Annotated in this window: 21 protein-coding genes and 3 tRNA genes; 20 read left to right on the forward strand and 4 right to left on the reverse strand. The window is 54.9% G+C overall.

Annotated features, from left to right (window positions below; translation table 11 throughout):
• Positions 1 to 2 precede the first annotated feature (2 nt).
• Positions 3 to 641 (forward strand): HTH-type transcriptional regulator RutR, encoded by a 639-nt coding sequence (gene rutR, locus ACA373_RS01285; protein ID WP_301251182.1) that lies wholly within the window; start codon positions 3 to 5, stop codon positions 639 to 641.
• A gap of 285 nt (positions 642 to 926) precedes the next feature.
• Here the strand turns inward: rutR and cycA are convergent, their stop codons facing one another.
• The gene (gene cycA / locus ACA373_RS01290) at positions 927 to 2,318 is read right to left on the reverse strand and encodes a D-serine/D-alanine/glycine transporter (protein ID WP_253454650.1); all 1,392 of its coding nucleotides are present in this window, start codon (positions 2,316 to 2,318) and stop codon (positions 927 to 929) included.
• A gap of 267 nt (positions 2,319 to 2,585) precedes the next feature.
• On the opposite strand from cycA, the gene ACA373_RS01295 reads away from it, so the two are divergent.
• From ACA373_RS01295 to ACA373_RS01305, 3 genes are all read left to right on the forward strand, one after another.
• Positions 2,586 to 3,281, forward strand: coding sequence for an extensin family protein (locus ACA373_RS01295; RefSeq protein WP_253454649.1), 696 nt, complete (start codon positions 2,586 to 2,588; stop codon positions 3,279 to 3,281).
• A 601-nt stretch (positions 3,282 to 3,882) separates the two neighbouring features.
• Positions 3,883 to 4,629 (forward strand): transcriptional regulator SdiA, encoded by a 747-nt coding sequence (sdiA, locus tag ACA373_RS01300; protein WP_253454648.1) that lies wholly within the window; start codon positions 3,883 to 3,885, stop codon positions 4,627 to 4,629.
• A 125-nt stretch (positions 4,630 to 4,754) separates the two neighbouring features.
• Positions 4,755 to 5,360 (forward strand): autoinducer synthase, encoded by a 606-nt coding sequence (locus ACA373_RS01305; RefSeq protein WP_253461038.1) that lies wholly within the window; start codon positions 4,755 to 4,757, stop codon positions 5,358 to 5,360.
• On the opposite strand, the gene ACA373_RS01310 is transcribed toward ACA373_RS01305, so the two are convergent.
• Positions 5,357 to 5,695, reverse strand: coding sequence for a GlpM family protein (locus ACA373_RS01310; RefSeq protein ID WP_253454647.1), 339 nt, complete (start codon positions 5,693 to 5,695; stop codon positions 5,357 to 5,359). The genes ACA373_RS01305 and ACA373_RS01310 overlap by 4 nt on opposite strands.
• A 76-nt stretch (positions 5,696 to 5,771) precedes the next feature.
• Entirely contained in the window at positions 5,772 to 5,996 is a 225-nt protein-coding gene (locus tag ACA373_RS01315; protein ID WP_125288658.1) for a DUF2594 family protein, read from the reverse strand.
• Positions 5,997 to 6,233: 237 nt separating this feature from the next.
• On the opposite strand from ACA373_RS01315, the gene uvrY reads away from it, so the two are divergent.
• From uvrY to ACA373_RS01390, 15 genes are all read left to right on the forward strand, one after another.
• Entirely contained in the window at positions 6,234 to 6,893 is a 660-nt protein-coding gene (gene uvrY, locus ACA373_RS01320; protein WP_253454646.1) for a UvrY/SirA/GacA family response regulator transcription factor, read from the forward strand.
• Entirely contained in the window at positions 6,886 to 8,718 is a 1,833-nt protein-coding gene (gene uvrC / locus ACA373_RS01325; protein ID WP_370733889.1) for an excinuclease ABC subunit UvrC, read from the forward strand. Before uvrY ends, uvrC begins: the two co-directional genes overlap by 8 nt.
• Positions 8,719 to 8,789: 71 nt before the next feature.
• Positions 8,790 to 9,338: a CDP-diacylglycerol--glycerol-3-phosphate 3-phosphatidyltransferase gene (pgsA, locus tag ACA373_RS01330; RefSeq protein WP_253454644.1), complete on the forward strand. Its 549-nt coding sequence runs from the start codon at positions 8,790 to 8,792 to the stop codon at positions 9,336 to 9,338.
• Positions 9,339 to 9,491: 153 nt separating this feature from the next.
• Positions 9,492 to 9,567 (forward strand) — tRNA-Gly (locus ACA373_RS01335).
• Positions 9,568 to 9,609: 42 nt separating this feature from the next.
• Positions 9,610 to 9,683 (forward strand) — tRNA-Cys (locus ACA373_RS01340).
• 12 nt (positions 9,684 to 9,695) lie between these two features.
• Positions 9,696 to 9,781, forward strand: a tRNA-Leu gene (locus ACA373_RS01345).
• Positions 9,782 to 10,302: 521 nt separating this feature from the next.
• Positions 10,303 to 10,734, forward strand: a complete 432-nt coding sequence (locus ACA373_RS01350; RefSeq protein WP_253454643.1) for a MarR family winged helix-turn-helix transcriptional regulator — start codon at positions 10,303 to 10,305, stop codon at positions 10,732 to 10,734.
• 61 nt (positions 10,735 to 10,795) lie between these two features.
• Entirely contained in the window at positions 10,796 to 12,427 is a 1,632-nt protein-coding gene (locus ACA373_RS01355) for an MFS transporter (RefSeq protein ID WP_301251306.1), read from the forward strand.
• Positions 12,424 to 13,506 (forward strand): HlyD family secretion protein, encoded by a 1,083-nt coding sequence (locus ACA373_RS01360; protein ID WP_253454642.1) that lies wholly within the window; start codon positions 12,424 to 12,426, stop codon positions 13,504 to 13,506. The genes ACA373_RS01355 and ACA373_RS01360 overlap by 4 nt, the downstream gene beginning before the upstream one ends.
• Positions 13,503 to 14,894, forward strand: a complete 1,392-nt coding sequence (locus ACA373_RS01365; RefSeq protein WP_253454641.1) for an efflux transporter outer membrane subunit — start codon at positions 13,503 to 13,505, stop codon at positions 14,892 to 14,894. Before ACA373_RS01360 ends, ACA373_RS01365 begins: the two co-directional genes overlap by 4 nt.
• Before the next feature lie 139 nt (positions 14,895 to 15,033).
• Positions 15,034 to 17,247 carry a TonB-dependent receptor gene (locus tag ACA373_RS01370; protein WP_370733890.1) on the forward strand — a complete coding sequence of 738 codons (2,214 nt, stop codon included), beginning with the start codon at positions 15,034 to 15,036 and terminating at the stop codon, positions 17,245 to 17,247.
• A 318-nt stretch (positions 17,248 to 17,565) separates the two neighbouring features.
• Positions 17,566 to 18,321, forward strand: a complete 756-nt coding sequence (locus ACA373_RS01375; protein WP_370733891.1) for a YoaK family protein — start codon at positions 17,566 to 17,568, stop codon at positions 18,319 to 18,321.
• A gap of 157 nt (positions 18,322 to 18,478) precedes the next feature.
• Positions 18,479 to 19,282: a hypothetical protein gene (locus ACA373_RS01380; RefSeq protein WP_301251174.1), complete on the forward strand. Its 804-nt coding sequence runs from the start codon at positions 18,479 to 18,481 to the stop codon at positions 19,280 to 19,282.
• Positions 19,283 to 19,794: 512 nt separating this feature from the next.
• A complete protein-coding gene (locus ACA373_RS01385; protein WP_199746402.1) occupies positions 19,795 to 19,935 on the forward strand; it encodes a hypothetical protein in 141 nt (46 codons plus the stop codon).
• A gap of 27 nt (positions 19,936 to 19,962) precedes the next feature.
• Positions 19,963 to 20,142 carry a hypothetical protein gene (locus ACA373_RS01390; RefSeq protein WP_125288648.1) on the forward strand — a complete coding sequence of 60 codons (180 nt, stop codon included), beginning with the start codon at positions 19,963 to 19,965 and terminating at the stop codon, positions 20,140 to 20,142.
• On the opposite strand, the gene ACA373_RS01395 is transcribed toward ACA373_RS01390, so the two are convergent.
• Entirely contained in the window at positions 20,117 to 21,271 is a 1,155-nt protein-coding gene (locus tag ACA373_RS01395) for a beta-glucosidase (RefSeq protein ID WP_301251172.1), read from the reverse strand. The genes ACA373_RS01390 and ACA373_RS01395 overlap by 26 nt on opposite strands.
• 197 nt (positions 21,272 to 21,468) lie before the next feature.
• Here ACA373_RS01395 and ACA373_RS01400 point away from each other — a divergent pair, with 197 nt between their 5' ends.
• The gene (locus tag ACA373_RS01400) at positions 21,469 to 22,935 is read left to right on the forward strand and encodes a phospholipase D family protein (RefSeq protein ID WP_369894866.1); all 1,467 of its coding nucleotides are present in this window, start codon (positions 21,469 to 21,471) and stop codon (positions 22,933 to 22,935) included.
• Positions 22,936 to 22,964 lie beyond the last annotated feature (29 nt).

Here is a 22,964-nt window from a genome sequence, read left to right on the forward strand (position 1 = left end):
CGGTGAATTCTGCAAAATCCCCCGCGCCGACCCGGCGTTCTAAAGCCGTTGCCGCCAAGCGAACGGCTATCCTGGCGGCGGCGCTTGAGCTGTTTTCTCTTTATGGTCTGCACGGCACCAGTCTGGACAAGGTGGCGGAAGGGGCAGACGTTTCAAAAACCAATCTGCTTTACTACTTTCCTTCAAAAGAAGCGCTCTATATTGCCGTGCTTAAGGAGATCCTGGACGTCTGGCTGGCGCCGCTGCGCGCGCTGCGCAGCGATCAGGAGCCGCTGGTGGCTATACGTGACTATATCCGGCTGAAGCTGGAAGTCTCGCGGGACCATCCGCAGGCCTCGCGGCTGTTCTGTCTGGAGATGCTACAGGGCGCGCCGCTGCTGAAAGCGGAGCTGGAAGGCGATCTGAAAGCGCTGGTGGATGAGAAATCACAAATCGTGAAAGGCTGGATAGAAGCGGGCAGGCTGGCGGCGGTAGAGCCGCATCATCTGATTTTTATGCTGTGGGCAACCACGCAGCACTATGCGGATTTCGCCAGCCAGGTCGAGGCCGTCACGGGACGTACGCTCAACGACGAGGCTTTTTTCCTGGAAACGGTAGAAAACGTGCAGCGAATGGTGATTGAAGGTATCCGCGTCCGCTAAAAAAAACGGGCCGTAAAGGCCCGTTGAGATTGTTGACAAACTTATCCTTAACTAACAGGTCGCTTGCAGATTGGTGAAAAGCGGCAGAGGCAGATCGGAACACGGACACGCCGTAGATACGTCCCTGTAGGCTCGTTTGGCGCGTCCATGCGCCAAAACGGTCCGCTTATCCGCTCAGCCTCTGCCGCTGTGAAACAGCCAGATTGCTGTAAAAAAACACCAGGATGCATGCGCTATTTAGATTTGTCAGCAGTCAGAACGGGCCGTAAAGGCCCGTTCTTGGTATTAACGCTGTTTGCGCTGGCGTAGCCACCAGCCGATGCCGAGCATCACAAACCACAGCGGCGTCACCATCAGCGCCTGGCGGGTATCTTCCTGTAGCGAGAGCAGCACCAGCACAAAGGCGAAGAAGGCCAGACATATCCAGCACATCACCTTGCCCAGCGGCATCTTATAGACGGATTCGGCATGCAGCTGCGGGCGCTGCTTGCGGTAGGCCAGATAAGAGCAAAGGATAATTGACCAGACGAACATAAACAGGATCGCGGAGACGGTGGTCACCAGCGTAAAGACCTTCATCACGTTCGGGATCAGGTAAATCAGCGCTACGCCGCCCAGCAGGCAGAAGCAGGAGAAGAAAAGGCCGGTAGTCGGCACCGCGCGCCGCGACAGCTTGCCGAAGCGTGGATGGGCGACGCCCTGCTGCGCCAGGCCGTAGAGCATACGGCTGGTGGAGAAAATACCGCTGTTGGCCGAAGAGGCGGCGGAGGTCAGCACCACAAAGTTAACGATGCTGGCGGCCGCCGGCAGGCCAATCAGCATAAACATTTCCACAAAAGGACTGCGGTCGGCCACGACCTGCGTCCACGGCGTAACGGCCATGATCACCAGCAGCGCAAAAACATAAAACATAATGATGCGCAGCGGGATAGCGTTAATAGCGCGCGGCAGGACTTTCTTCGGATCGTGCGTTTCCGCAGCCGCCGTGCCTACCAGCTCAATACCGACAAAGGCGAACACCGCAATCTGGAAGCCGGCAAAAAAGCCGCTCATTCCTTTTGGAAACAGGCCGCCATGATCCCAGATATTGCTCAGCGCCGCCGTGCCGCCGCCCGGTGAAGGGTAGTGCATAGCGACCAGCACAATGCCGGTAACGATCAGCGCGACAATGGCCACTATCTTGATGATGGCGAACCAGAACTCCAGCTCGCCGAACAGTTTCACCGTGGCGATATTCAGCGTCAGGAAAACGGCGATGCAGAGCAGGGCGCTCATGCCGACCGAGAAGCTGGGGAACCATAACTGGAAATAAGAGCTGATGGCGACCACGTCCGCAATACCGGTGACCACCCAGCAGAACCAGTAGGTCCAGCCGGTAAAGTAACCCGCCCAGGGGCCCAGCAGATCGGCGGCAAAATCGCCGAAAGATTTATATTCAAGGTTGGAGAGCAGCAGTTCGCCCATCGCCCTCATCACGAAGAACAGCATAAAGCCGATGATCATATAGACGAAAACAATCGACGGGCCGGCAAGACTGATAGTTTTCCCGGACCCCATAAACAGGCCGGTGCCGATAGCGCCGCCGATTGCAATAAGCTGGATATGCCGGTTATGTAAGTTGCGCCGCAGCTCGCCGGGCGCCTCCTCCTGAAGAGGCTTTTTCAATTGGTCAACCATAACGAGAAGTTATCCTGTAGATGTTGTGTCAGCTCTGAGGGCTGTTATTTAGTTAATGCGCGTCGGCAACTCGTTGTATTACCGCGCTCTCCGGGAAAAAACGGCATAAGGCCGACATCGTTTTTCCGCTTAAGGGCGCAAATCTTAACGTAAAAGCGCGTGGCTGGCAGGTAAAGTTATTCACAGTTGGTTCGATCGCACAAAAACGCCGCTACACTCATTATTCGACAAAACGGGCCGGCGGAGCGGCATGAACGGGAGGAGATGATGAAAGCACTGATTGGCGCAGGCATCATTATTCTGCTGACGTTGCTGATAACGCCGTGGCTGCAAAAAAACCTGCCGTCGGCCTGGAACCCCTTTACGCCGCTGAACGTCACCGACGCGCCGGGCTGGATCACCCGCTATAAGCTAAAGCGGCTGCAAAACGATCCCGAAGCCTGTATGGCGGCACTACGGCGAGCGCAGGAAGGCGGCTATATCCGCTTCAGCCGCGTCCGGCCCGTTGGGGGAAATTGTCCGCTTGCCGATCCGGTGCGCGTACAGGGGTTCGGCGATGTGCGTCTCAGCGCCTCGTTTCTGGCCAGCTGCTCGCTGGCGCTCTCAACCACGATGTTTATCACGGCGGCAAAACCACTGGCGGCTGCGCAGCTCGGCTCACCGCTGGCACGTATCGATCATGTCGGCAGCTACGCCTGTAGAAATATTTATCACCGTGCCACAGGCAGGCTAAGCGAACATGCCACGGCGGAAGCGCTGGACGTGGCGGGTTTCCGCTTACAGGATGGCAGACAAATTACCGTGCAGAAGACGTGGGGACAGCAGCGCCCCGAGGCGCTCTGGCTACGGCAAGTTTTCCAGCAAAGCTGCGCCTGGTATGGTAATTCACTGGGCCCGGATTACAACCGCGCCCACGCCTCGCACTTTCATCTGGGCATGCGAGGATTTGGCGTCTGTCGGTAACCTGCCGGCGCCATATTTCCAGATCGGGTAAAAGCGCGTCGTCGCCAATTGAGGGCGGAGAAAAGGCGTACTACAGCCGTAATTAATAATTATCCTAAAGACAAATTTCTGTCTTTAATGCTTTAATTTGCTGTAAATCAGATGGTTATAATATTTGATACTGTCGTATCAAATTGATTTTCCGCAAGTGCCTCCTTTTAAGCAATAAATTTTTAGCAGGCTTTAAAATCGACCCTTAAAAGCGCATGATTGAATATTTCCAGGAAAAATCTTATTCTTGTTTCTTAAAAGAGGCATCGGGCGGGTACAAGGTAACCTTTTGGCTGATGGCTGATGGCTGATGGCTGATGGCTGATGGCTGATAGTGGATAGTGGATAGTGGATAGTGGATAGCTACGGCTACCGGCGTCACCAGGCGCAATCACGCAGCATTTTTCTGTTAATTTAAAAGGTTACTGCTATGCCTGCGATTTTCGGACAATCAGGAGCACCTTTTCTTGTTATTATCCCGCGACATAAGGATAAGTAGTGGGCGTTAATTCTCCCCCTATATTACCTGGTATTCAGAATTGACCCTAAATTTACAGCAGGATGCGGGCTGATGCCTCATCCATCCGAGGCGGCAATGGCTACTGGAAACTATTTCAGCTGGTGTAAGGAAACCGAGGCGGCTTTCCTTGAGGTCACAGATACGACTGAAATAATGCGATTGCTTGCCCAACACACGCTGGATCTGGGGCTAAATTTCTATGCGCTATATATACGCCATCCTGTTCCTTTTACTCGCCCTAAAATATTTGTTTTTTCCAACTATCCTGAAAGGTGGGTGCGAAAATGGCAGGAAGAAAATTTTTCGGAAGTTGATCCGATCATTCGCTATTGCCAGGTACCGGGCACTTTGCTGCTGTGGAACGATCCGGTGGTCAAGGAAGGACGAAAAGTGTTCGATGCCGCTAAAGAGTTTGGTATTCGTTCCGGGTTTTCCTGCTCCAGGATAGCCAGCAACCGCGTTGTGGGCATTTTGTCGATGGCCTCGGGTAAATCTTTTGAAAAGACAGCGTTATGCGCTGAAAAACAACTTAAACTCCAGTTTTTGTCGGACCGGATACTTGATGCTTTACAGCGCGTAAAGGATCGTTCGCTCAGCGTAATGACGATGCCTTTAAGCCAGCGGGAACGAGAAATACTCAAATGGACAGCAGAAGGCAAAACCGCAGCGGAAATCTCACTGATCCTGTCCATTTCAACACATACTGTGAATTTTCATCAGAAAAATATGCAAAGAAAGTTCAACGCGCCAAATAAAACGCAGGTGGCCTCTTATGCCGCTGCGATTGGGCTACTTTAAACGAATCATAGCTACCAATTTTAGTAGTTTCGTATTGCCGGTCGGTTGTCTACCCTGCGCCTGGGGTTGCCAGGCCTGAGCCACATGGAAAGGCATTCAGCGGTGAATGCAACAGAGGATTAATGATGAAGATTATCCAGACCAAGCTAAGGGACATGCCCTCGTCTTTGCTGGCAGAATTAGGAAGTTATCGCTACAGCGTTTTCGCGCGGGGCGAAGGATGGTCGATTCCATCGCGGTTAAGTACGCCTGGCCAGGAGTACGATCGCTTTGACCGCTCGGACGTGGTCTGGTTAATCGCCTGGACCGCACAGCAGGGCATTTGCGGCTGCGCTCGCCTGATGGAGTGGAACGACAGGGAAAGCGGAGAGAAGCGCCAGCAGGCTATCTGGGAAATGTCGCGTTTTTCTGCCCGTCTGGATGTTGACCCCGAGCTACCGCTTAGCATTCTCTGGCACAGCGTGCAGCTGGCCGAACAGTCGGGCGTGGAATACCTTTATAGCGCGGCTACGCCAATGCTGGAAAGAATGTTCGAACAGCATCTGGTGGTCTATGAACCGTTAACGGCAGGCGTCATTCAGTCTGAAGATAATCTTTTCGCCGTCAGGATCCCGGTTAACCAGCCTAATCTGGCGGAAAAATTCCGTGGCGCGCGCCGTTTCAGCCCTGAAGAGGTGCTGCCGACGCTGGGTGTTTCCGTCAGCTGGAGCGGCAGAGGACGTCAGGCTTAAGCCTGACTGCGCGCCCACAGCGTAATCAACAGCCATGCGGCCAGACACCAGCACCCCACGGCGCCACCAAGCGCCAGGGGGAGCCGCATCATGCCGACAAAATACCAGAGCGTCAGCAGATAGATAAAATAGGGGATGATGGCCCACATACCAAAGATGATGGTGGTGCGGAGGGCCTCAATGCCGCGTTCGCTGGCTACGATATAGTGGGCAATCAGCGCGAAGGTAGGGAAGAGCGGCAGCAGGCCAGCCAGATAATAGCTGCGCGTTTTAGATAAAATACCAATCAAAACGACAACCAGCGCACCCAAAACAGCTTTAAAAATTAAGCCCATTGTTCCCTTAAGTCATTGGTGAGTTAAGCGAGCCCCACGCTGACCGGCAGACAATGGGCTACTTTGCTGCGGGCAATTACTGGCGGTAAGCCTGCTTAATTTGACTAATCGTGCTACTGAACACGTCCGCCTGCTGGCGATCCGTCAGCTGAGCAATATATTTTTCCATGTTAATAATTACCTTACCGGCATCGGCCTGGCCCATACCTTTCAACATAAATGTAACCAGCGCTTTCATGCAGGCCATCTCTTCGGCCAAAGTTTGCGTATCTTTACTGGTTGAAAAATCAGTGTCGCTCATGTTTTCTCCTGGTTTTTTTATTAACGGATCGGCTGCGCGATTTTTGGTGCTGATAATACAATTAAGTAACGAGTATATCATATTTACCCCATCTATACAGGCACCTGGCGCGCACGGCGTGCAATAACACCCGGCGGAACAGGCGTTTATTTATGTTCTAACGGCAATCAAAAAGAGGTAAAATCGACGGTCTGTTAATGATCCTTCCCCCCGTTAATACCCATTTGGAGAGGCCTTTTGATACGCGTTCTTCTTGTTGACGACCATGAACTGGTGCGGGCCGGCATTCGACGCATTCTGGAAGACATCAAAGGCTTTCAGGTTGTCGGTGAAGCCTGCTGCGGCGAAGACGCAGTGAAGTGGTGCCGCAGCAATGATGTCGACGTCGTGCTGATGGATATGAACATGCCCGGCATCGGCGGGCTTGAGGCAACGCGGAAAATCGTGCGCTACAGCCCGGATGTGAAAATCATTATGCTGACCATCCACACTGAAAATCCGCTGCCCGCCAGGGTAATGCAGGCGGGGGCGGCCGGCTATCTCAGCAAGGGCGCCGCGCCGCAGGAAGTGGTCAGCGCGATTCGCCAGGTTAACGCCGGACAACGCTACATTGCCTCGGATATCGCCCAGCAGATGGCCCTCAGCCAGATCGAGCCGCAAAAAACGGAGTCGCCTTTTGATTGTTTGTCGGAACGCGAATTACAGATTATGCTGATGATCACCAGGGGCCAGAAAGTGGCAGATATTTCCGAACAGCTTAGCCTGAGTCCGAAGACCGTTAACAGCTATCGCTACCGTATGTTCAGCAAGCTGAACATTAGCGGCGACGTCGAGTTAACGCATCTGGCTATCCGGCACGGGCTGTTCAATGCGGAGTCGTTAACCAGTAGTGAATGATGTTTTTGATGCCAAATCTTTCCTGAAAACGGTCACCAGCCAGCCAGGCGTCTATCGCATGTATGATGCTGGCGGCACGGTTATCTACGTCGGTAAAGCCAAAGATTTAAAAAAACGCCTGTCCAGCTACTTTCGTGGCAATCTGGGCAGCCGAAAAACCGAAGCGCTGGTCGCCAGCATTCATCAGATAGACGTGACGGTCACCCATACCGAAACCGAAGCGCTGCTGCTTGAGCATAACTACATCAAGCTGTATCAGCCGCGCTATAACGTCCTGCTGCGCGACGACAAATCCTATCCCTATATATTCCTCAGCGCGGATGAGCATCCTCGTCTGGCCAGCCATCGCGGCTCCAAGCATGCCAAAGGCGAATATTTCGGGCCTTTCCCTAACGGCTATGCGGTGCGGGAAACGCTGTCGCTGTTGCAGAAAATATTCCCGATCCGCCAGTGCGAAAACAGCGTATACCGCAACCGCTCCCGCCCGTGCCTGCAATATCAGATCGGGCGCTGCCTTGGGCCGTGCGTGGCGGGGTTAGTCAGCGAAGAAGAGTATGCGCAACAGACGGACTATGTACGGCTGTTCCTGTCCGGCAAAGACGATCAGGTGCTGAAGCAGCTGATTAGCCGTATGGAGGAAGCCAGCCAGGCGCTGAAGTTTGAGGAAGCAGGGCGGCTGCGCGACCAGATCCAGGCGGTACGGCGCGTAACCGAACGGCAGTTCGTTTCCAATAATGGCGACGATCTGGATGTTATCGGCGTCGCTTTCGATGCCGGGATGGCCTGCCTGCACGTGCTGTTTATCCGTCAGGGCAAAGTGCTGGGCAGCCGCAGCTACTTCCCTAAAGTGCCGGGCGGCACCGATATCGCCGAAGTGGTGCAGACGTTTGTCGGGCAGTTCTACCTACAGGGCAGCCAGGCGCGCACGCTGCCTGCTGATATTCTGCTGGACTTCGCGCTGCCGGAAAAAGATCTGTTAGCCGCGTCGCTGAGCGAAATGGCCGGCAGAAAAGTTTCCATTCAGAGCAATCCGCGCGGCGATCGCGCTCGCTACCTGAAGCTGGCAAGAACGAATGCCAGCACCGCGCTGGTTAGCCGTCTTTCGCAGCAGTCCACTATTCACCAACGCTTACAGGCGTTAAGTGAAGTGCTGGATCTGCCGGAAATCAAACGGATGGAATGCTTTGATATCAGCCATACGATGGGCGAGCAGACGGTGGCTTCCTGTGTGGTTTTCGACAGCAATGGCCCACTGCGTTCTGAATATCGGCGCTATAACATTACCGGCATTACGCCGGGCGATGACTATGCGGCCATGAATCAGGTGCTGCGCCGTCGCTATGGCAAAGAGCTGGAAGAGAGTAAAATTCCAGACCTGATCCTGATCGACGGCGGCAAAGGCCAGCTGGCGCAGGCGAAAGCCGTGTTTGCGGAACTGGATGTCGGCTGGGATAAAGATCGGCCGATCCTGCTGGGCGTGGCCAAAGGCAGCGATCGCAAAGCCGGGCTGGAAACGCTGTTCTTCGAGCCGGAAGGGGAGGGATTCTCTCTGCCGTCCGACTCGCCAGCGCTGCATGTCATCCAGCATATTCGTGACGACTCTCACAATCATGCAATTACCGGCCATCGCAATAAACGGGCGAAAGTTAAAAATACCAGCGCGCTGGAAAGCATCGAAGGCATAGGGCCTAAACGTCGTCAAATGCTGCTTAAATATATGGGCGGCCTGCAGCCGCTGATGAACGCTTCGGTCGAGGAGATTGCTCGGGTGCCCGGCATTTCGCAGGCGCTGGCGGAGAAAATCTTTTATTCGCTGAAACACTAAGCATTGCGTTGGCTAAGGCATTGTAGGAACATAGGGACAAATTCTACTCTGCCCAGACAGTTAGCGTACCTATGCATTTTAATATTCCGACCTTACTTACTCTGCTTCGTGTCGTGTTGATCCCTTTCTTTGTATTGGCTTTTTATCTGCCGTTTGAATGGGCGCCGCTGGTTTGCGCACTGATCTTTATCGTGGCGGCGATCACCGACTGGTTCGACGGCTGGCTGGCGCGTCGCTGGAAACAAACTACGCGTTTTGGCGCGTTTCTCGATCCGGTTGCGGACAAAGTGATGGTGGCTATTGCGCTGGTTCTGGTGGCCGGGCATTACCACGAATGGTGGATTACGCTACCGGCGGCTACGATGATCGCGCGGGAAATTATTATCTCGGCGCTGCGTGAGTGGATGGCGGAAATCGGCAAGCGCAGCAGCGTGGCCGTCTCCTGGATCGGCAAAGTGAAAACCACGGCACAGATGCTGGCGCTGTTTGCGCTGCTGTGGCGTCCGGATCGCCTGGTAGAAGGCATCGGCGTGGCGGCGCTCTACGTGGCCGCCGTCCTCACTTTCTGGTCGATGTATCAGTATTTGAGCGCGGCACGCGGCGATCTGCTCGAACGATGATCAATGCGATTTAAAAAGCAGCAAACGAGAAAAAAGTGCGGATATTTGTGTTGACTCATTTCGTCCAGTCAGTAGAATGCAACGCATCGAAAGGCAGCTGAGTCGCCAGAAGATAAAGTAAATCAGCAAGTTCTGTTAAGAACGCTGAAAAATGCGGGAATAGCTCAGTTGGTAGAGCACGACCTTGCCAAGGTCGGGGTCGCGAGTTCGAGTCTCGTTTCCCGCTCCAGATTTAGCGGTCAGCGTAGCGCTGGCAGCAAAGCAGAATAAAGGCGCGTTGGCAGAGTGGCCATGCAGCGGATTGCAAATCCGCCTACCTCGGTTCGACTCCGGGACGCGCCTCCACTTTACACCCATGCCCGGGTGGTGAAATCGGTAGACACAAGGGATTTAAAATCCCTCGGCTTATGGCTGTGCGGGTTCAAGTCCCGCCCCGGGCACCACGCTTTGACTACCGATTAAAACAAATAAAAACAAGCACTTTGTGCAATGTCGTGAAGCCGCCGCAAGGCGGTTTTTTTGTGCCTGAAAATACCCGCCTGACATGCCGCCTGACATCATTTTTTTGTGTGTGCATGACTATTCATTTTTCCTGATTACCTGGCACTGGAACTATTTTAACCTTTCTGTCATAGCGCATAGTTTGTTCGATATTTTGTGCCTGAAATTCTCCGCCTGAAATCATGATGCGTACATGGTTACCCCTTTTTCCTGACTATCCGGCACCGCAACTATTCAAACCGCTCTGGTATGGTGGGGCGCTGCCGCCTCGCTTTATATTCTGTCAATGCTCTTCAGAAACAAAAAACCTTTATCGCGGGCTGCTGGCTTGCCGTGCAGGCGCAGAGCCTGTTTTGCGATAATTTTCCCAGGACCACGGCAAACCGCTTTCTGTCGACTATGATCCTTGATTATAATCATGCTCTGTTTTTTGTTAGCAACCTAATTATCAGGCTTCTATATATTGAATATTCAGGATCTCACCTTTTCCCGGCTGCTTCACCTGACTGCTCAGGCCTGGCGGCAGGCGATCGATCGTCGTGTGAAAGAAGATGGTTTAACCACCAGCAGCTGGATGGCGATAGCGACGCTGGCAACGCAAACCGCGCCCGTCAGCCAAAAAGAGCTGGCGCTGGCGCTGGGCCTGGAAGAGGCGACGATAGTGCCGCTGGTGGATCGGCTGGTTAAACAGCAGCTGGTGGTGCGAACGCAGCCGCCGGAAGATCGCCGCAAACGTCTGGTCGCCATTACGCCAGCGGGAACGGCCCTGCATCAGCAGCTGGCGGGCGAGATAGAAAAGCTGCGTAACGAGCTGCTGGCGACCATCAGCCGCGACGAATTAATCGTCGCACAGCGAGTGCTGCAAAAACTGTTGAAAGCGACCGAGGCGAAATAGCGTGCGCGCTAACCGTCCCGATCCTTTCGCGCCGCGCGAATGGGCGCCAGGCGAAAAGCCGATGCTGCCCGGATCGCCCTCAACACCTCTCCATCCCACGCCAAAACGCATCGCCTTTGGTCTGATCGGACTGCTGATTTCCGTTACCGGCGCGCTGAGTAATGCGCTGGTCACGGCGAACCTGAGCAATTTACAGGGCGTGTTTGGCGCCTACAGCAATGAAATAGCCTGGCTGCCTTCGGTTTACGTGATGGGCAACATTTCTATTAACCTGCTGCTGGTGAAATTCCGCCAGCAGTATGGTCTGCGCGCCTTTACCGAAGCCTTCCTGGTGCTTTACGCGCTGGTGTCTTTCTTTCATCTGCTGGTTAACGATCTTAGCTCGGCGATTATCGTGCGCGCCGCCCACGGCATGGTAGGCGCGGCCCTTAGCTCGCTGGGCATTTATTATCAGGTGCAGGCCTGGCCGGCAAAGCATCGCTTAAAAGCGATGGCTATCGGCCTGGGCGCTTCACAGCTGGCTATCCCGCTGGCGCGCCTCTTTTCCAGCGAGCTGTTGCAGCTGGAGCAGTGGCGTGGTCTTTACCTGTTTGAGCTGGGACTGGCGATGATCTGCCTGGGGGCAGTGCTGATCCTGAAGCTGCCGCCGGGCGATCGTATGAAGGTGTTTGAAAAGAAGGATTTTCTGACCTTTATGCTGATGGCGCCGGGTATGGCGCTGTTTTGCGCCGTGCTGTCGCTGGGCCGCATTGAGTGGTGGACCAGCACGCCGTGGCTGGGCGTATGTCTGGCGCTCGGGCTGGTGCTGGTGATTGCCGCCGTGGTGCTTGAACATAACCGCAGCAATCCCTTAATCAATACGCGCTGGCTGCGTACCGGTGCCATTTTCCGTCTTGGCATCGTGATGGTGATGCTGCGCGTCACGCTGGCCGAGCAGAATACCGGCGCTATTGGCTATTTACAGCAGGTCGGGCTGCTGAACGATCAGATGCAGGGCCTGGCGCTGGCTATCCTGCTGGGGGTGATTGCCGGCATCGCCACCAGCGCGCTGACCATCAATGTTAAACATCTTAGCTGGCCAATCGTGGTGTCGCTGCTGTTGATTATCGTAGCCTCGTTGATGGACGCACAGTCCAGCCCTTTGACCCGCGGCAACAATATGTATTTCAGCCAGTTCCTGCTGGGTTTCAGCAGCACCTTCTTTATTGCGCCCGCGCTGCTGCTGAATATCGGCAGCGTAGTGACCCAGCCGAAAAACCTGGTCAGCCTGGTGGTGCTGTTCGGCATGAGCCAGAATCTGGGCGGCCTGATCGGATCGGCGCTGCTGGGAACGTTTCAGGTGTGGCGGGAAAAATATCACTCCAGCCTGCTGGGCGACCAGCTCTCCCTGCTGGATCCCAACGTCACCGAGCGGCTGTCGCAATATTCAGGGCTGTTCAACAGCCTGATCGGCGATCCCGCTCAGCTCAGCGCGCAGAGTACGGCGCAGCTACAGACGGTAGCTACGCTGCAGGCAAACGTGCTGGCTTACAACGATACCTATCTTCTTACGGCCGGCATGGCCTTTGTCACATTAATCTGGGTACTGTGGCGTCTGTCGCGGCTGCGCTATCTCAACTGGCAGCAGGCCAAACGCGAAGCGGAAGCGGAAAGGCAGATGCTGCAGGCGAATAAAATAATGAGGAATGAATGAGTCAGCAGGAACAGAGCCAGCTCGCCGAGCGTGAACGCAATAACAGGCTACGGATCATCTCTATAGTGACGGGCGCAGGCATTGCCCTGGTCGGGGTGCTGGTGATCCTTTATGCCTGGCAGCTGCCGCCTTTCACCAGTTCAGTTCAGTCTACGGAAAACGCCTACGTGCGCGGCCAGGTCACGTTTATCAGTCCGCAGGTCAGCGGCTACGTCACCGCCGTCAACGTGCTGGATTACCAGCCGGTGCGTAAGGGCGAGGTGATGATGACCATTGACGATCGTATTTACCGGCAGCGGGTGCATCAGGCGCAGGCGCAGCTGGCGATCAAAAAGGCGGCGCTGGAGAACAACGTCCAGCAGCGGCGCAGCGCGCAGGCGGTGATCGCCCGCAACCAGGCCGTGCTGGAAAATGCCAAAGCTCAGGCGCTTAAAAGCGGGCTGGATTTAAAGCGCGTCGAGAATCTGGTGTCTGACGGCTCGCTGTCCGTGCGCGAGCGCGACGCCTCCCGCGCCAGCAATGCCCAGACGCTGGCCGAAGTGCAGCAGGCGAAAGCCACGCTGGAAGTTTCCCGTCAGGATCTGCAAACCGCGATTGTTAACCATGCCTCAATGGAGGCGGACGTGGCGAATGCGCAGGCCGCGCTGGAGCTGGCGCAAATCGATCTGGACAATACCCGCATTATCGCACCGCGCGACGGCCAGCTGGGGCAGATTGCCGTTCGCCTGGGCGCTTACGTGGCGGCAGGCACCCGGCTTACCTCGCTGGTGCCGCCGCAGAAGTGGGTCGTTGCCAATATGAAAGAGACGCAGATGGCGCATATCCGGCCTGGCCTGCCCGTGACCTTTACCGTCGACGCGCTGAACGGCGAAGCGTATCAGGGCAAAGTTGAATATATTTCGCCTGCGGCCGGTTCGGAGTTCAGCGCGATTTCGCCGGATAACGCCACCGGCAACTTTGTCAAAATCGCCCAGCGTATTCCGGTGCGGATAGCCATTACCAGCGAAAAAGTAGAGCGTCTGCGACCCGGCATGTCCGTTGAGGTGAATATCGATACCGCCGCCGGAGAGTCGAAATGAGGCCTCGGGCGCTGGCGCTGCTGATCGTTATCCTGCTGCCCGTCGGCTGCGCCACCAAAGTCGAAAAGGCGCCGGGATCGCTGCCCGTTCCGGCGCAGTGGCGCCATCAGGCCGGGCCTTCCTCGCCCGTAGAAGCCGGATGGTGGCGCGCCTTTGGCGATCGCGATCTGAACGTGCTGGTTGAGCAGGCGCTGAAGCATAATCTGGATATCCTTACCGCTCGCTCCCGCGTCGATCAGTACCGTGCTGAGCTGCGGGCGGCCGAGGGTGATAACTTTCCCACGCTGAGCGCAGGCGGCTCCGCCAGCCACGCCAGAGCGCTCTCGTCGGTCAGCGGCCAGCCCCATGAATCTGCCGTATTTCAAGGGTTGCTCCAGGCCAATTATGAGGTGGATTTATGGGGCGCACGCAGCAGCAACATTGCGGCCGCTGAGTCCTCGCTGGCGGCAATCCAGGCCGCGTCTTCCGCCGCAGAGTTGACCGTAGCCAGCTCGGTGGCCTCTGGCTATATGACGCTGCTGGCGCTGGACGAGCAGCTGCGCGTAACGGAGGCGACGCTCGCCACGCGTGAGAATTCGCTGCGGCTGGCGCAACGGCAGTTTGAAACCGGCTATACCTCCAGGCTGGAATGGGTGCAGTCGCAGTCGGAATACCAGACGGCAAAAGCGCAGATCCCGGTGCTGCGGCATCAGATTGCGCAGCAGGAAAATGCGCTCAGCATCCTGGTGGGGATGAATCCTCGCGAAATCGCCCGACAGGGCCGTTTTAAGCAGGTCGCTCCACAGCAGCTGCCTTCTCTGCTGCCTTCCGAACTTTTGCAGCGGCGTCCGGACATCGTTCAGGCCCAGCGCCTGCTGCTGGCGGCGGACGCCACGCTGGCCTCCTCGAAAGCGCGCCTGCTGCCTTCGCTGAATTTGACGGCCAGCGGCACGCTGCAAAGCGCCGCGCTGCATCAGCTGGCGGATAATCCGTTCCGGCTCTGGAGCATCGGCGGCAGCGTGCTGGCGCCCATCCTCAACCGCGAGGCGCTGACGGCGCAGGTCGATGTCTCTATGGCGGGCCGCAATCAGGCGCTGTTTAACTATGAGAAGGTGGTGCGCAACGCTTTCAGCGAGGTGAACAACGATCTGGATGCTATTGCTCGCTATAAAGAGCAGCTCGCGGAGCTGCAAACCCAGGAGCAGGTAGTGAGCGAAGCGCTGCATATTGCCAATAATCGTTATCAGAACGGTTACGCATCTTATCTTGAGGCGCTGGACGCGCAGCGAACGCTGTTCAGCACCCAGCTGAACCTGGTGCAGGTAAAAAATAATTTGCTGCAGGCGCAGATAGATCTGTATCGGGCGCTGGGCGGCGGCTGGCAGGCGGGAGACGCTGGCAGCGGATAAAACCCTGCGCTACTAATGGATTACTTCTCTTAAAGTGGCGGTAAAAGTGGGGTTTACCGCTTGCATTCCCGGCAGCTATAAAGATAATCGCAATCCGAATAATAATGATTATCACTCAGCTTGCTATCAGGGAACCGCCATGGCCCATACACGCCTGTTTCACCGCCGCTTCAATTTTACGCTGCTGGCGACGTTTATCGCGTCCGCCGGTACGCCAGCTCTGTCGGCAGAAACGCCTGCCGCCGCAAAAACGGCCGCCGCCAACGTCCCGGCCGACAAGACCATGACCGTTATTGCCACAGGCGCGGATAATTTCAAATCGGGCGGCGACCAGCTGGTGCCCGCGTATCTGGAAGGGCAGGTCGCCAACGGCGGCCGCCTGGGCATGCTTGGCGAGCAGAATGCGCATGATGTGCCTTTCAACGTTATCGGCTACACCAGCAAGATGATCCAGGATCGGCAGGCGCAAACGCTGAAGGATGTGGTTGCTAATGACGCCTCGGTACAGAACGTGCAGGGCTACGGCAACTTTGCGGAAACTTATCGCATTCGCGGTTTCGATCTGGACGGCGACGATATGACCTCCGGCGGGCTGCCTGGCGTGATGCCGCGTCAGGTCGTTTCTACCCAGATGGTGGATCGCGTGGAAATCTTTAAGGGATCTAACGCGCTGATTAATGGTGCCGCCACCAGCGGCGTCGGCGGCATGATTAACCTGGAGCCTAAACATGCCGAAGACGCGCCGTTGACTCAACTGGGCGTGGATTATACCTCTTCTTCCCAGGCAGGGACGTCGCTGGACGTAGGACGCCGCTTCGGTGACAGCAACCAGTGGGGCGTGCGCGCCAACGTGTTGCATCGTGAAGGTGAAACGGCGATTGATAACGAAAAGCGCCGCACCACATTAGCCTCGCTGGGACTGGACTATCGCGGCGACAGGCTGCGCACTTCGCTGGATCTTGGCTATCAGAAGCAGGCGTTCCACGGCGGGCGCATTGGCGTTAACGTCAGCGGCGTCGATTTTATTCCCGCCGTGCCGCGCGCAACCAGCAACTACAGCCAGAACTGGGTTTACAGCAACCTGGAAAGCGAATTTGGCATGGCGCGCGCGGAATACGATCTCACCGACAGCTGGACAGCTTACGGTGCCGTGGGCGGCCAGCACTCTCACGAAATGGGCGCTTACGGTACGCCGAAACTGCTTGATGAAGACGGATCGGCGACCATCAGCCGTATGGATACCAATAAATATGGCGACGCCTTCAGCGGCATGGGCGGCGTTCGCGGTAATTTCCACACCGGTTTCGTCAGCCACAGCGTCAACATCGGCTATTCGGCACAGACCAAACGTGAAAAAACCGCCTATGGCATGGCGCTGACGCCGCAGGCGACCAATATCTATCAGACCTCCGCCGTACCGGCGCCAGCCAACACCTATTTCGGCGGCGATCTTGACGATCCTCGCCCCACCAGTCGGATCCGTACGCAGGGCGTTCTGCTGGCCGATACGCTCGGCTTTCTGGATGATAAGATTTTGCTGACGGCAGGCGTACGGCATCAGAAGGTGGTGGTGCGTAACTATGCTTACGGCACGGCGATCGAAGATACCGACTCGCGCTTTACCCAATCGCGCTGGACGCCGGGCTACGGGCTGGTGGTGAAACCCTGGGAAACGGTTTCGCTTTACGCTAACCATATTGAAGCGCTGCAGCCGGGCGACACGGCCACCAGCGACGCAAAGAACGCGGGACAGGTCACCGGTATTTCACTTTCCAAACAGAATGAAGTGGGCGTGAAGCTTGATAGCGGTCGTCTCGGCGGGTCGCTGGCGCTGTTTGAAATCAAAAAACCAACCGGCATTATTAACCAGCAAACGCAGATGTTTGGGCTTTACGGCGAGCAGCGCAACCGTGGCGTGGAGCTGAATCTCTTCGGCGAACCGGTTTACGGCGTGCGGCTGAACGGTAGCGCCACCTGGCTGGATCCAAAAATGACCAAAACGGAAGATGGCCTCTACGAAGGGAAAAACGCTATCGGCGTGGCGAACTTCTATACGGTGCTGGGCGCGGAATATGATATCAAATTGGTTGAAGGGCTGACGGCGCTGGCGCGGGTGACGCATTCCGGTTCGCAGTACGCCAACGCCGCCAATAGCAAAAAGCTGAACAGCTACACCACGCTGGACTTAGGGCTGCGCTACCGCATAAGCGTGCAGCAAAACGAGATGACCTGGCGTCTGGGCGTGGAAAACGTCACCAACAGGAAGTACTGGTCGGGCGTGGAAAGCTATGGCTCTTATATCTATCAGGGAAACCCTCGCCAGCTTAAGCTTTCAATGGCCTACGATTTCTGATTATTTCCTGCTAAATCAGCGAGGCGTTCGTTGCAAAAAAGGGACGAGCGTCTCGCTTTAAACCGTCTCAATTTTCACCGGCAGCCCGGCTGAATTTTCCAGATTAATCTGTAATTTATTGTTCTTACTGGTAATATTAAGAAACATTACTCTACATTTACATTTGTCTAACAAAGGTACGTTAAGCTTTAGTGAGGCTGAACAATTATCAGGCTCCGTAATGACTTTTAGCGCCATATAAAGCTAAAGCTTGTTCTGTTTTACTGTCAGGACCCTACGTTATCTCTTTTCCTTCCACGCAACTCAATGGTGAACAATGTGCTGATTAAGAAAAAGAAGGTCAGGTCCCACACGGAAGATCGTTACCTGGCGTTAGTATTGGCCACCACGGCAGGGATTTTGAACGCTATGGCGCTGGGCGCGTTTGGCTTTTTCCCCTCGCATATGACAGGAAACACCTCGCAGATCTCCTCAGAAGTTTTCAGCGCCGATATGCAAGGCCTGGTTTTTCTGGCGGTGCTGATCGCGGCTTTTGTCATTGGCTCCGTCTGTGCAAGATTTATGGTGCTGGCGGGACTAAAAAAGAATTTCAGAACCATTTTCTGCCTGATTATCCTCGCAGAAAGCGTGGTACTCTCTCTGATCTCCGTTTTTGAGCTGGCTTTCTATTCGCCGGGCAATAACAAGGAAATATCGGTGCTGCTGGGTTTCCTGATGGGCATCCATAACTCGACGTCCACGCAGCTTTCCAACGGGCGGGTCAGGGCAACGCACATCACCGGCACGCTGACGGATGCGGGTATCGCCTTAGGCTCGTTCGTCTCTTCCTTTATCAGCCATGTTTCTTACAGCGAGCGCCGCTTTCAGCAGAAACAGCTTTATACCCATCTGACCACCGTCTTTTCCTTTTTGACCGGCTGTATCGTGGGCCTGCTGCTGTTCAGATTCGCCGGCTTTGTGGCGATGCTGGGGCTGGGCGTGTTCCTGGCGGTCGTGGCGCTTTGGGCAATCGCCGTCACGCTGCACAGAGCTAAAAAAAACGTTTACGGACTAAATAAGATACGTCTGTCTTAAAGCTTTATTATCTGGCCGGCAGGGAAGCCGACTCTCCACTTTTTTTAAACGCCCGTCTTATTTCCTTCCTGTTTTACTTCAGATTATTCTTAGCTTTTCATGCGCCAATACTTTATTATATTTTATGAGTACACGCTGCTGCTCTGAGAGGTAAGACATGACTTTAATAAGGGATTCCATCCTGAAAAAGGCCGTGCGCGATGGGGTGCTCCATCGCGGTACGCTAAGGATCTGTAACTTTAGTAAATCACTGGATAACGACATTGATGTCTCGCCTGCGGGCGGCTTTATTGATTTTCTTAAGGGTATGGATGTAATAAAAGAAGAGTATGCAAAGAAAGGATTCGTTAAAAAAAATCGCGCTCTGTTTCTTTATAATGAAGGACTGGTCGATAAAAACAGTACGCTGTTGCTGGCTCGTAAAGGCGATCGGGTGTTAGGCACGATAGGCGTTATCAGAGAGAAAAATAATAAACTGCCGTGCAGTAAGCTTTTTGCCGAAGAGCTGCAGACGCTTAATCTCCAGCATCGACAGGTGACGGAAATCGGCGCGCTCTCCATTAAGAGCGATGCGGGCACGGAAAACCTGGTGTTTATGCTTTATCTGAAGACGATGATGTACGCCATTTTTGTGGATAAAGTGGACGACATCGTGGTGCAGGTCAGAGAAAAAGTGGCTGCTTTTTATATCAGAAACTTGCTGTTTGAACAGATTGGCGCAACCAAAATCCATCCTGATTACGGCAATATACATACCTGTCTTCTACGGGTTGATGTTAAGGCCATCCGGGAAAAAATTTACGAAAAGCCGCAATACGGTACCCGAGGCTGGATAAGGATATTACACGAGCTGGGCCTGCTGGCCGAATACAAGAAAACCTGCCATCAGAGCTGGCTGTGTAACAAATTTACCCTGGATAAAAAGGACGCTGAGCTTTATCACTATCTTTGCCATCTATAAATTATTCCAGTAGTAATGAATTTGCAATAATAACTACGTATGCTTTATGCGTTTGCTTTTCTGGCGCTGTTGCCGCTCAGGGAAAATAAAGACTTTCTTTCTCTGTTGATATTTATTGTTGCTGCTATTAATTTTCATTGAAAATAAACTCAGGTCTCAATGCTGGTGAGGGGCGTATTGCGCATGTCTGTTATTATTAAACGAATATGAAACTATCGTGCGGATTGCATTATAAGTGAGCTTAATTATCGATAAATAAAAATCGGGGTTCAAAATTGAGACGATAGTAGCATTAAATAAGGCTATTTATCTTTGCGTCCCCAGGCAGGGATTATGATACACTCCCTTTTTTATGCGCGGCAGATGTACGACACCTGAAGGAATCAGCGACGCTAAAGCGTAAATTTTATTTATGCGCTGCCTTGTCAGAATGATAACGCTTTGCCCGGAGTGCCTTGCGTATTTAACAGAGCAGAGCTGGCAGCGTGTCAGGCCAGCCGACAGTGATTAACATGACAGAACCAACGCAAGAAAGCCTTTCCGGCGAGTCGCGTCACCAGCTTGACGATGCCCATTTTGCTATTGTGGTGCTTGCAGTCGCTTCCTTTACGCTGATAATCTTTGTGCTACTGGTTACGTTATTAATGACGTAATGGTTGTCAGGATGGAGGTAAAAGAGCATGGACACTCGCGAAGATCGCCTGCTGGCGCTCACAGGATTGCTGGCCGCCGGGCTGATTGCCGTGGCGGTTATCTTTGTGCTGACCTGGCTGTCAGACGTGCGGCGCACGCCGGTGCCTTACCCACTGCAGGAGTGCGCGCCGCCCTCGTCCGTTATCCCCCTAAAGACTTCATCCTGATATGCTGGCTGCGCAGCTCCAGCGCATAGGGCTCGCAAATCGTGCGGTTGCCGTTGGCATCAGGCAGGCCAAACAGCCCGCCCGGCGAGCGGCGATCGTCGGCCCATGAAGGGTAGTCCACCACCGGAAAAATCGAAACGCCTTCCACATCTGCACCCTGATCCCTGGCCTGCATGACCTGTGCTACGACGTTTCGCAGCCACGGCGCGCGCTTATCGCCTTCCGCGCCCGTTTCCGCTATCAGCAGCGGTCGTTGATAGCGCTGCCAGACCTCCAGCAGCAGGCTGGACAGCTCGCGATATTCAGCCTGTTCGGGCGTAAGCGGATCGCCGTTTAAATACCATTGGTTATCGGGATAGTAATTAAGGCCGATAATATCCAGCAGCGAAGGATCGCCGCCCAGCTCGGGCATCAGCCGCCCGCTTAGCATATCCCAGGCCTCAAACTGCGCGTCGTGCTGGCGCTGAGCCTCTTCGCGAGCGGCCGCTGACGCTTCGTGGGTGGCGATATGTACCAGCGGATCGGTCAGCACAAATCTTGCGCCCGGCAGCTCTTCGCGAATAGCGCGCATCGCGGCAAGCGAAGCCCTGACCAGCTGCTGCTTCAGCGCCTTGCCACGGCCCGTCACGCCGGGATTAAACAGCGCGGCTTCGGCGCCTGCCCATGCCCAGAACGAAATCTGATTAACCGGGGTGAAAAAAGGCGTCTCGTAGCCTTCGTCCCGCATCAGACAAGCCATAGCACGCGCAAAGGCGGCAAAGCGATCGACAAAGGCCGGCTGCCAGATATCCAGGCCGTCGGGCCAGCCAAAGTGCGCCAGCTCCCAGATAATTTCCAGCCCGTTGTTTTCCGCGGCGTGCAGCATAGGCAGAAAGGTCGACCAGTCGTAGTTGCCCGGCGTTTTTTCAATCAAATACCAGCGGGCGCTGTCGCGCGCGGTGAGCAGCTGGTTAGCCGCCAGCTGTGCATAATCCTTCTCCAGCAGCATATCGTGGCCGCTGTTGATCACCAGATCCACTCTTTTTCCCTCGCCCCGACAGGCGGTGGAGCAGGCGAAACTGCCCTGGAAAAAGCTTTTGAACAGCGGCTGGTCGCGCCTCTGAGACGGCAGCGGATGCGTTACTCTCATGACGTTTTCCTCATAGCAAAACCTGCGCGATATGCGCTAAGTCTAGACCAATTGGTATTAACGACTATGTTTATCACTGCTGCCGCACCGCTATCAGAACAGTCGCATGACAATCTGCCATAACTGGAACAATAATAGAGAGTGCCTGAATTGTTCCTCACCGCCTGTATATCGGGAAGTTAAAATAAGGAAGAACCGTGGTTGAAGCTTTTGCGCCAGAAGATGAGCCAGCCGCGCGCGCGTCGCTGACGAGCGCCGTTTCCTCTCTGGTAGAGAGTCACCCTGAACACAGCGGCATTTATCCGCTGGAAGAGGGCCTGGACGCCTTTGCCGCCCGCTATCAGCTGATGGCTAACGCCGAACGCACGCTGGATATTCAGTACTATATCTGGCAGGACGATATGTCCGGCCGTCTGCTGTTCAGCGCCGTGTTGGCGGCAGCAGATCGCGGCGTGCAGGTGCGGCTGCTGCTGGATGACAACAATACGATGGGGCTGGACCACACGCTAAGCGAGCTGAGCCGCCATAAAAATATTCAGGTTCGGCTGTTTAATGCCTTCTCGTTTCGTACGCTGCGCGCGCTGGGCTATCTCACCGATTTCGCCCGGCTTAACCGCCGTATGCACAACAAGAGTTTTACCGTCGATCGGGAAGTCACCATCGTGGGTGGCCGTAACGTAGGCGATGAATACTTTGGCGCCGGCGACGAACCGCTCTTTTCCGATCTGGATGTGATGGCTATCGGCCCGGTAGTGAACGAGGTGACGGATGACTTTGAACGTTACTGGGAAAGCCATGCCGTGCAGCCCTTCAGTAAAGTGGTGGATATTGAGCATGAAGCTGAACGCGCAGCGGCGTCGCTGCCCGCCGAGTGGCTGAATAACCCGCAGGTGAAACGCTATCTGCAACGTATTGAAGCCTCCTCCTTTACTACGCAGCTGGCCGCGGGCGATCTGCCGCTTACCTGGGCTAAAACGCGCCTGCTCAGCGACGATCCTCGTAAGGGATTGGGCCGTGCCAAAGCGTCGACGCTGCTGCCACAGCGTATGTTGGAAGTGATTGGCCAGCCCCAGCGGCAGTTCGATATTATCTCCGCTTACTTTGTACCTACTCGCGCGGGCGTGGCACAGCTGTTAGGGCTGGTCAGAAAAGGCGTAAAAATAGCGATTTTGACCAATTCGCTGGCGGCAAACGATGTGTCGGTGGTTCATGCAGGCTATGCCAAGTGGCGCAAAAAGCTGCTGCGGCACGGCATCACGCTTTACGAGCTGAAACCTAACACCGGGCTACGTGAAAAGCCGCACGATCGCGGCCTGACCGGGAACTCCGGTTCCAGTCTGCACGCCAAAACTTTTAGCGTCGACAGTGAAAAGGTGTTTATCGGCTCGTTTAATTTCGATCCCCGCTCGGCCATGCTCAATACCGAAATGGGTTTTGTGATTGAAAGCGAACCGTTAGCCACCAGCATCCATCAGCGTTTTATCAGCCGGATCCGCGACCGCGCCTGGACGCTGCGGCTGGATAAATGGGGCAGGGTAAACTGGGTGGAATATCCCGGAGAAGGCGATAAGGAGATCGTTCATCGTCACGAGCCGGGCACGCGTTTTATTCAGCGGCTGCTGGTGCGGCTGGTCTGGCGTTTGCCTATAGAGTGGCTGTTATAAAAGGCCCGGCGTCGCCGGGCCAGTTTTCA

It is taken from the genome of Erwinia sp. STN24, assembly GCF_041320675.1.
GTDB classification, from domain to species: Bacteria; Pseudomonadota; Gammaproteobacteria; order Enterobacterales; family Enterobacteriaceae; genus Erwinia; species Erwinia aeris.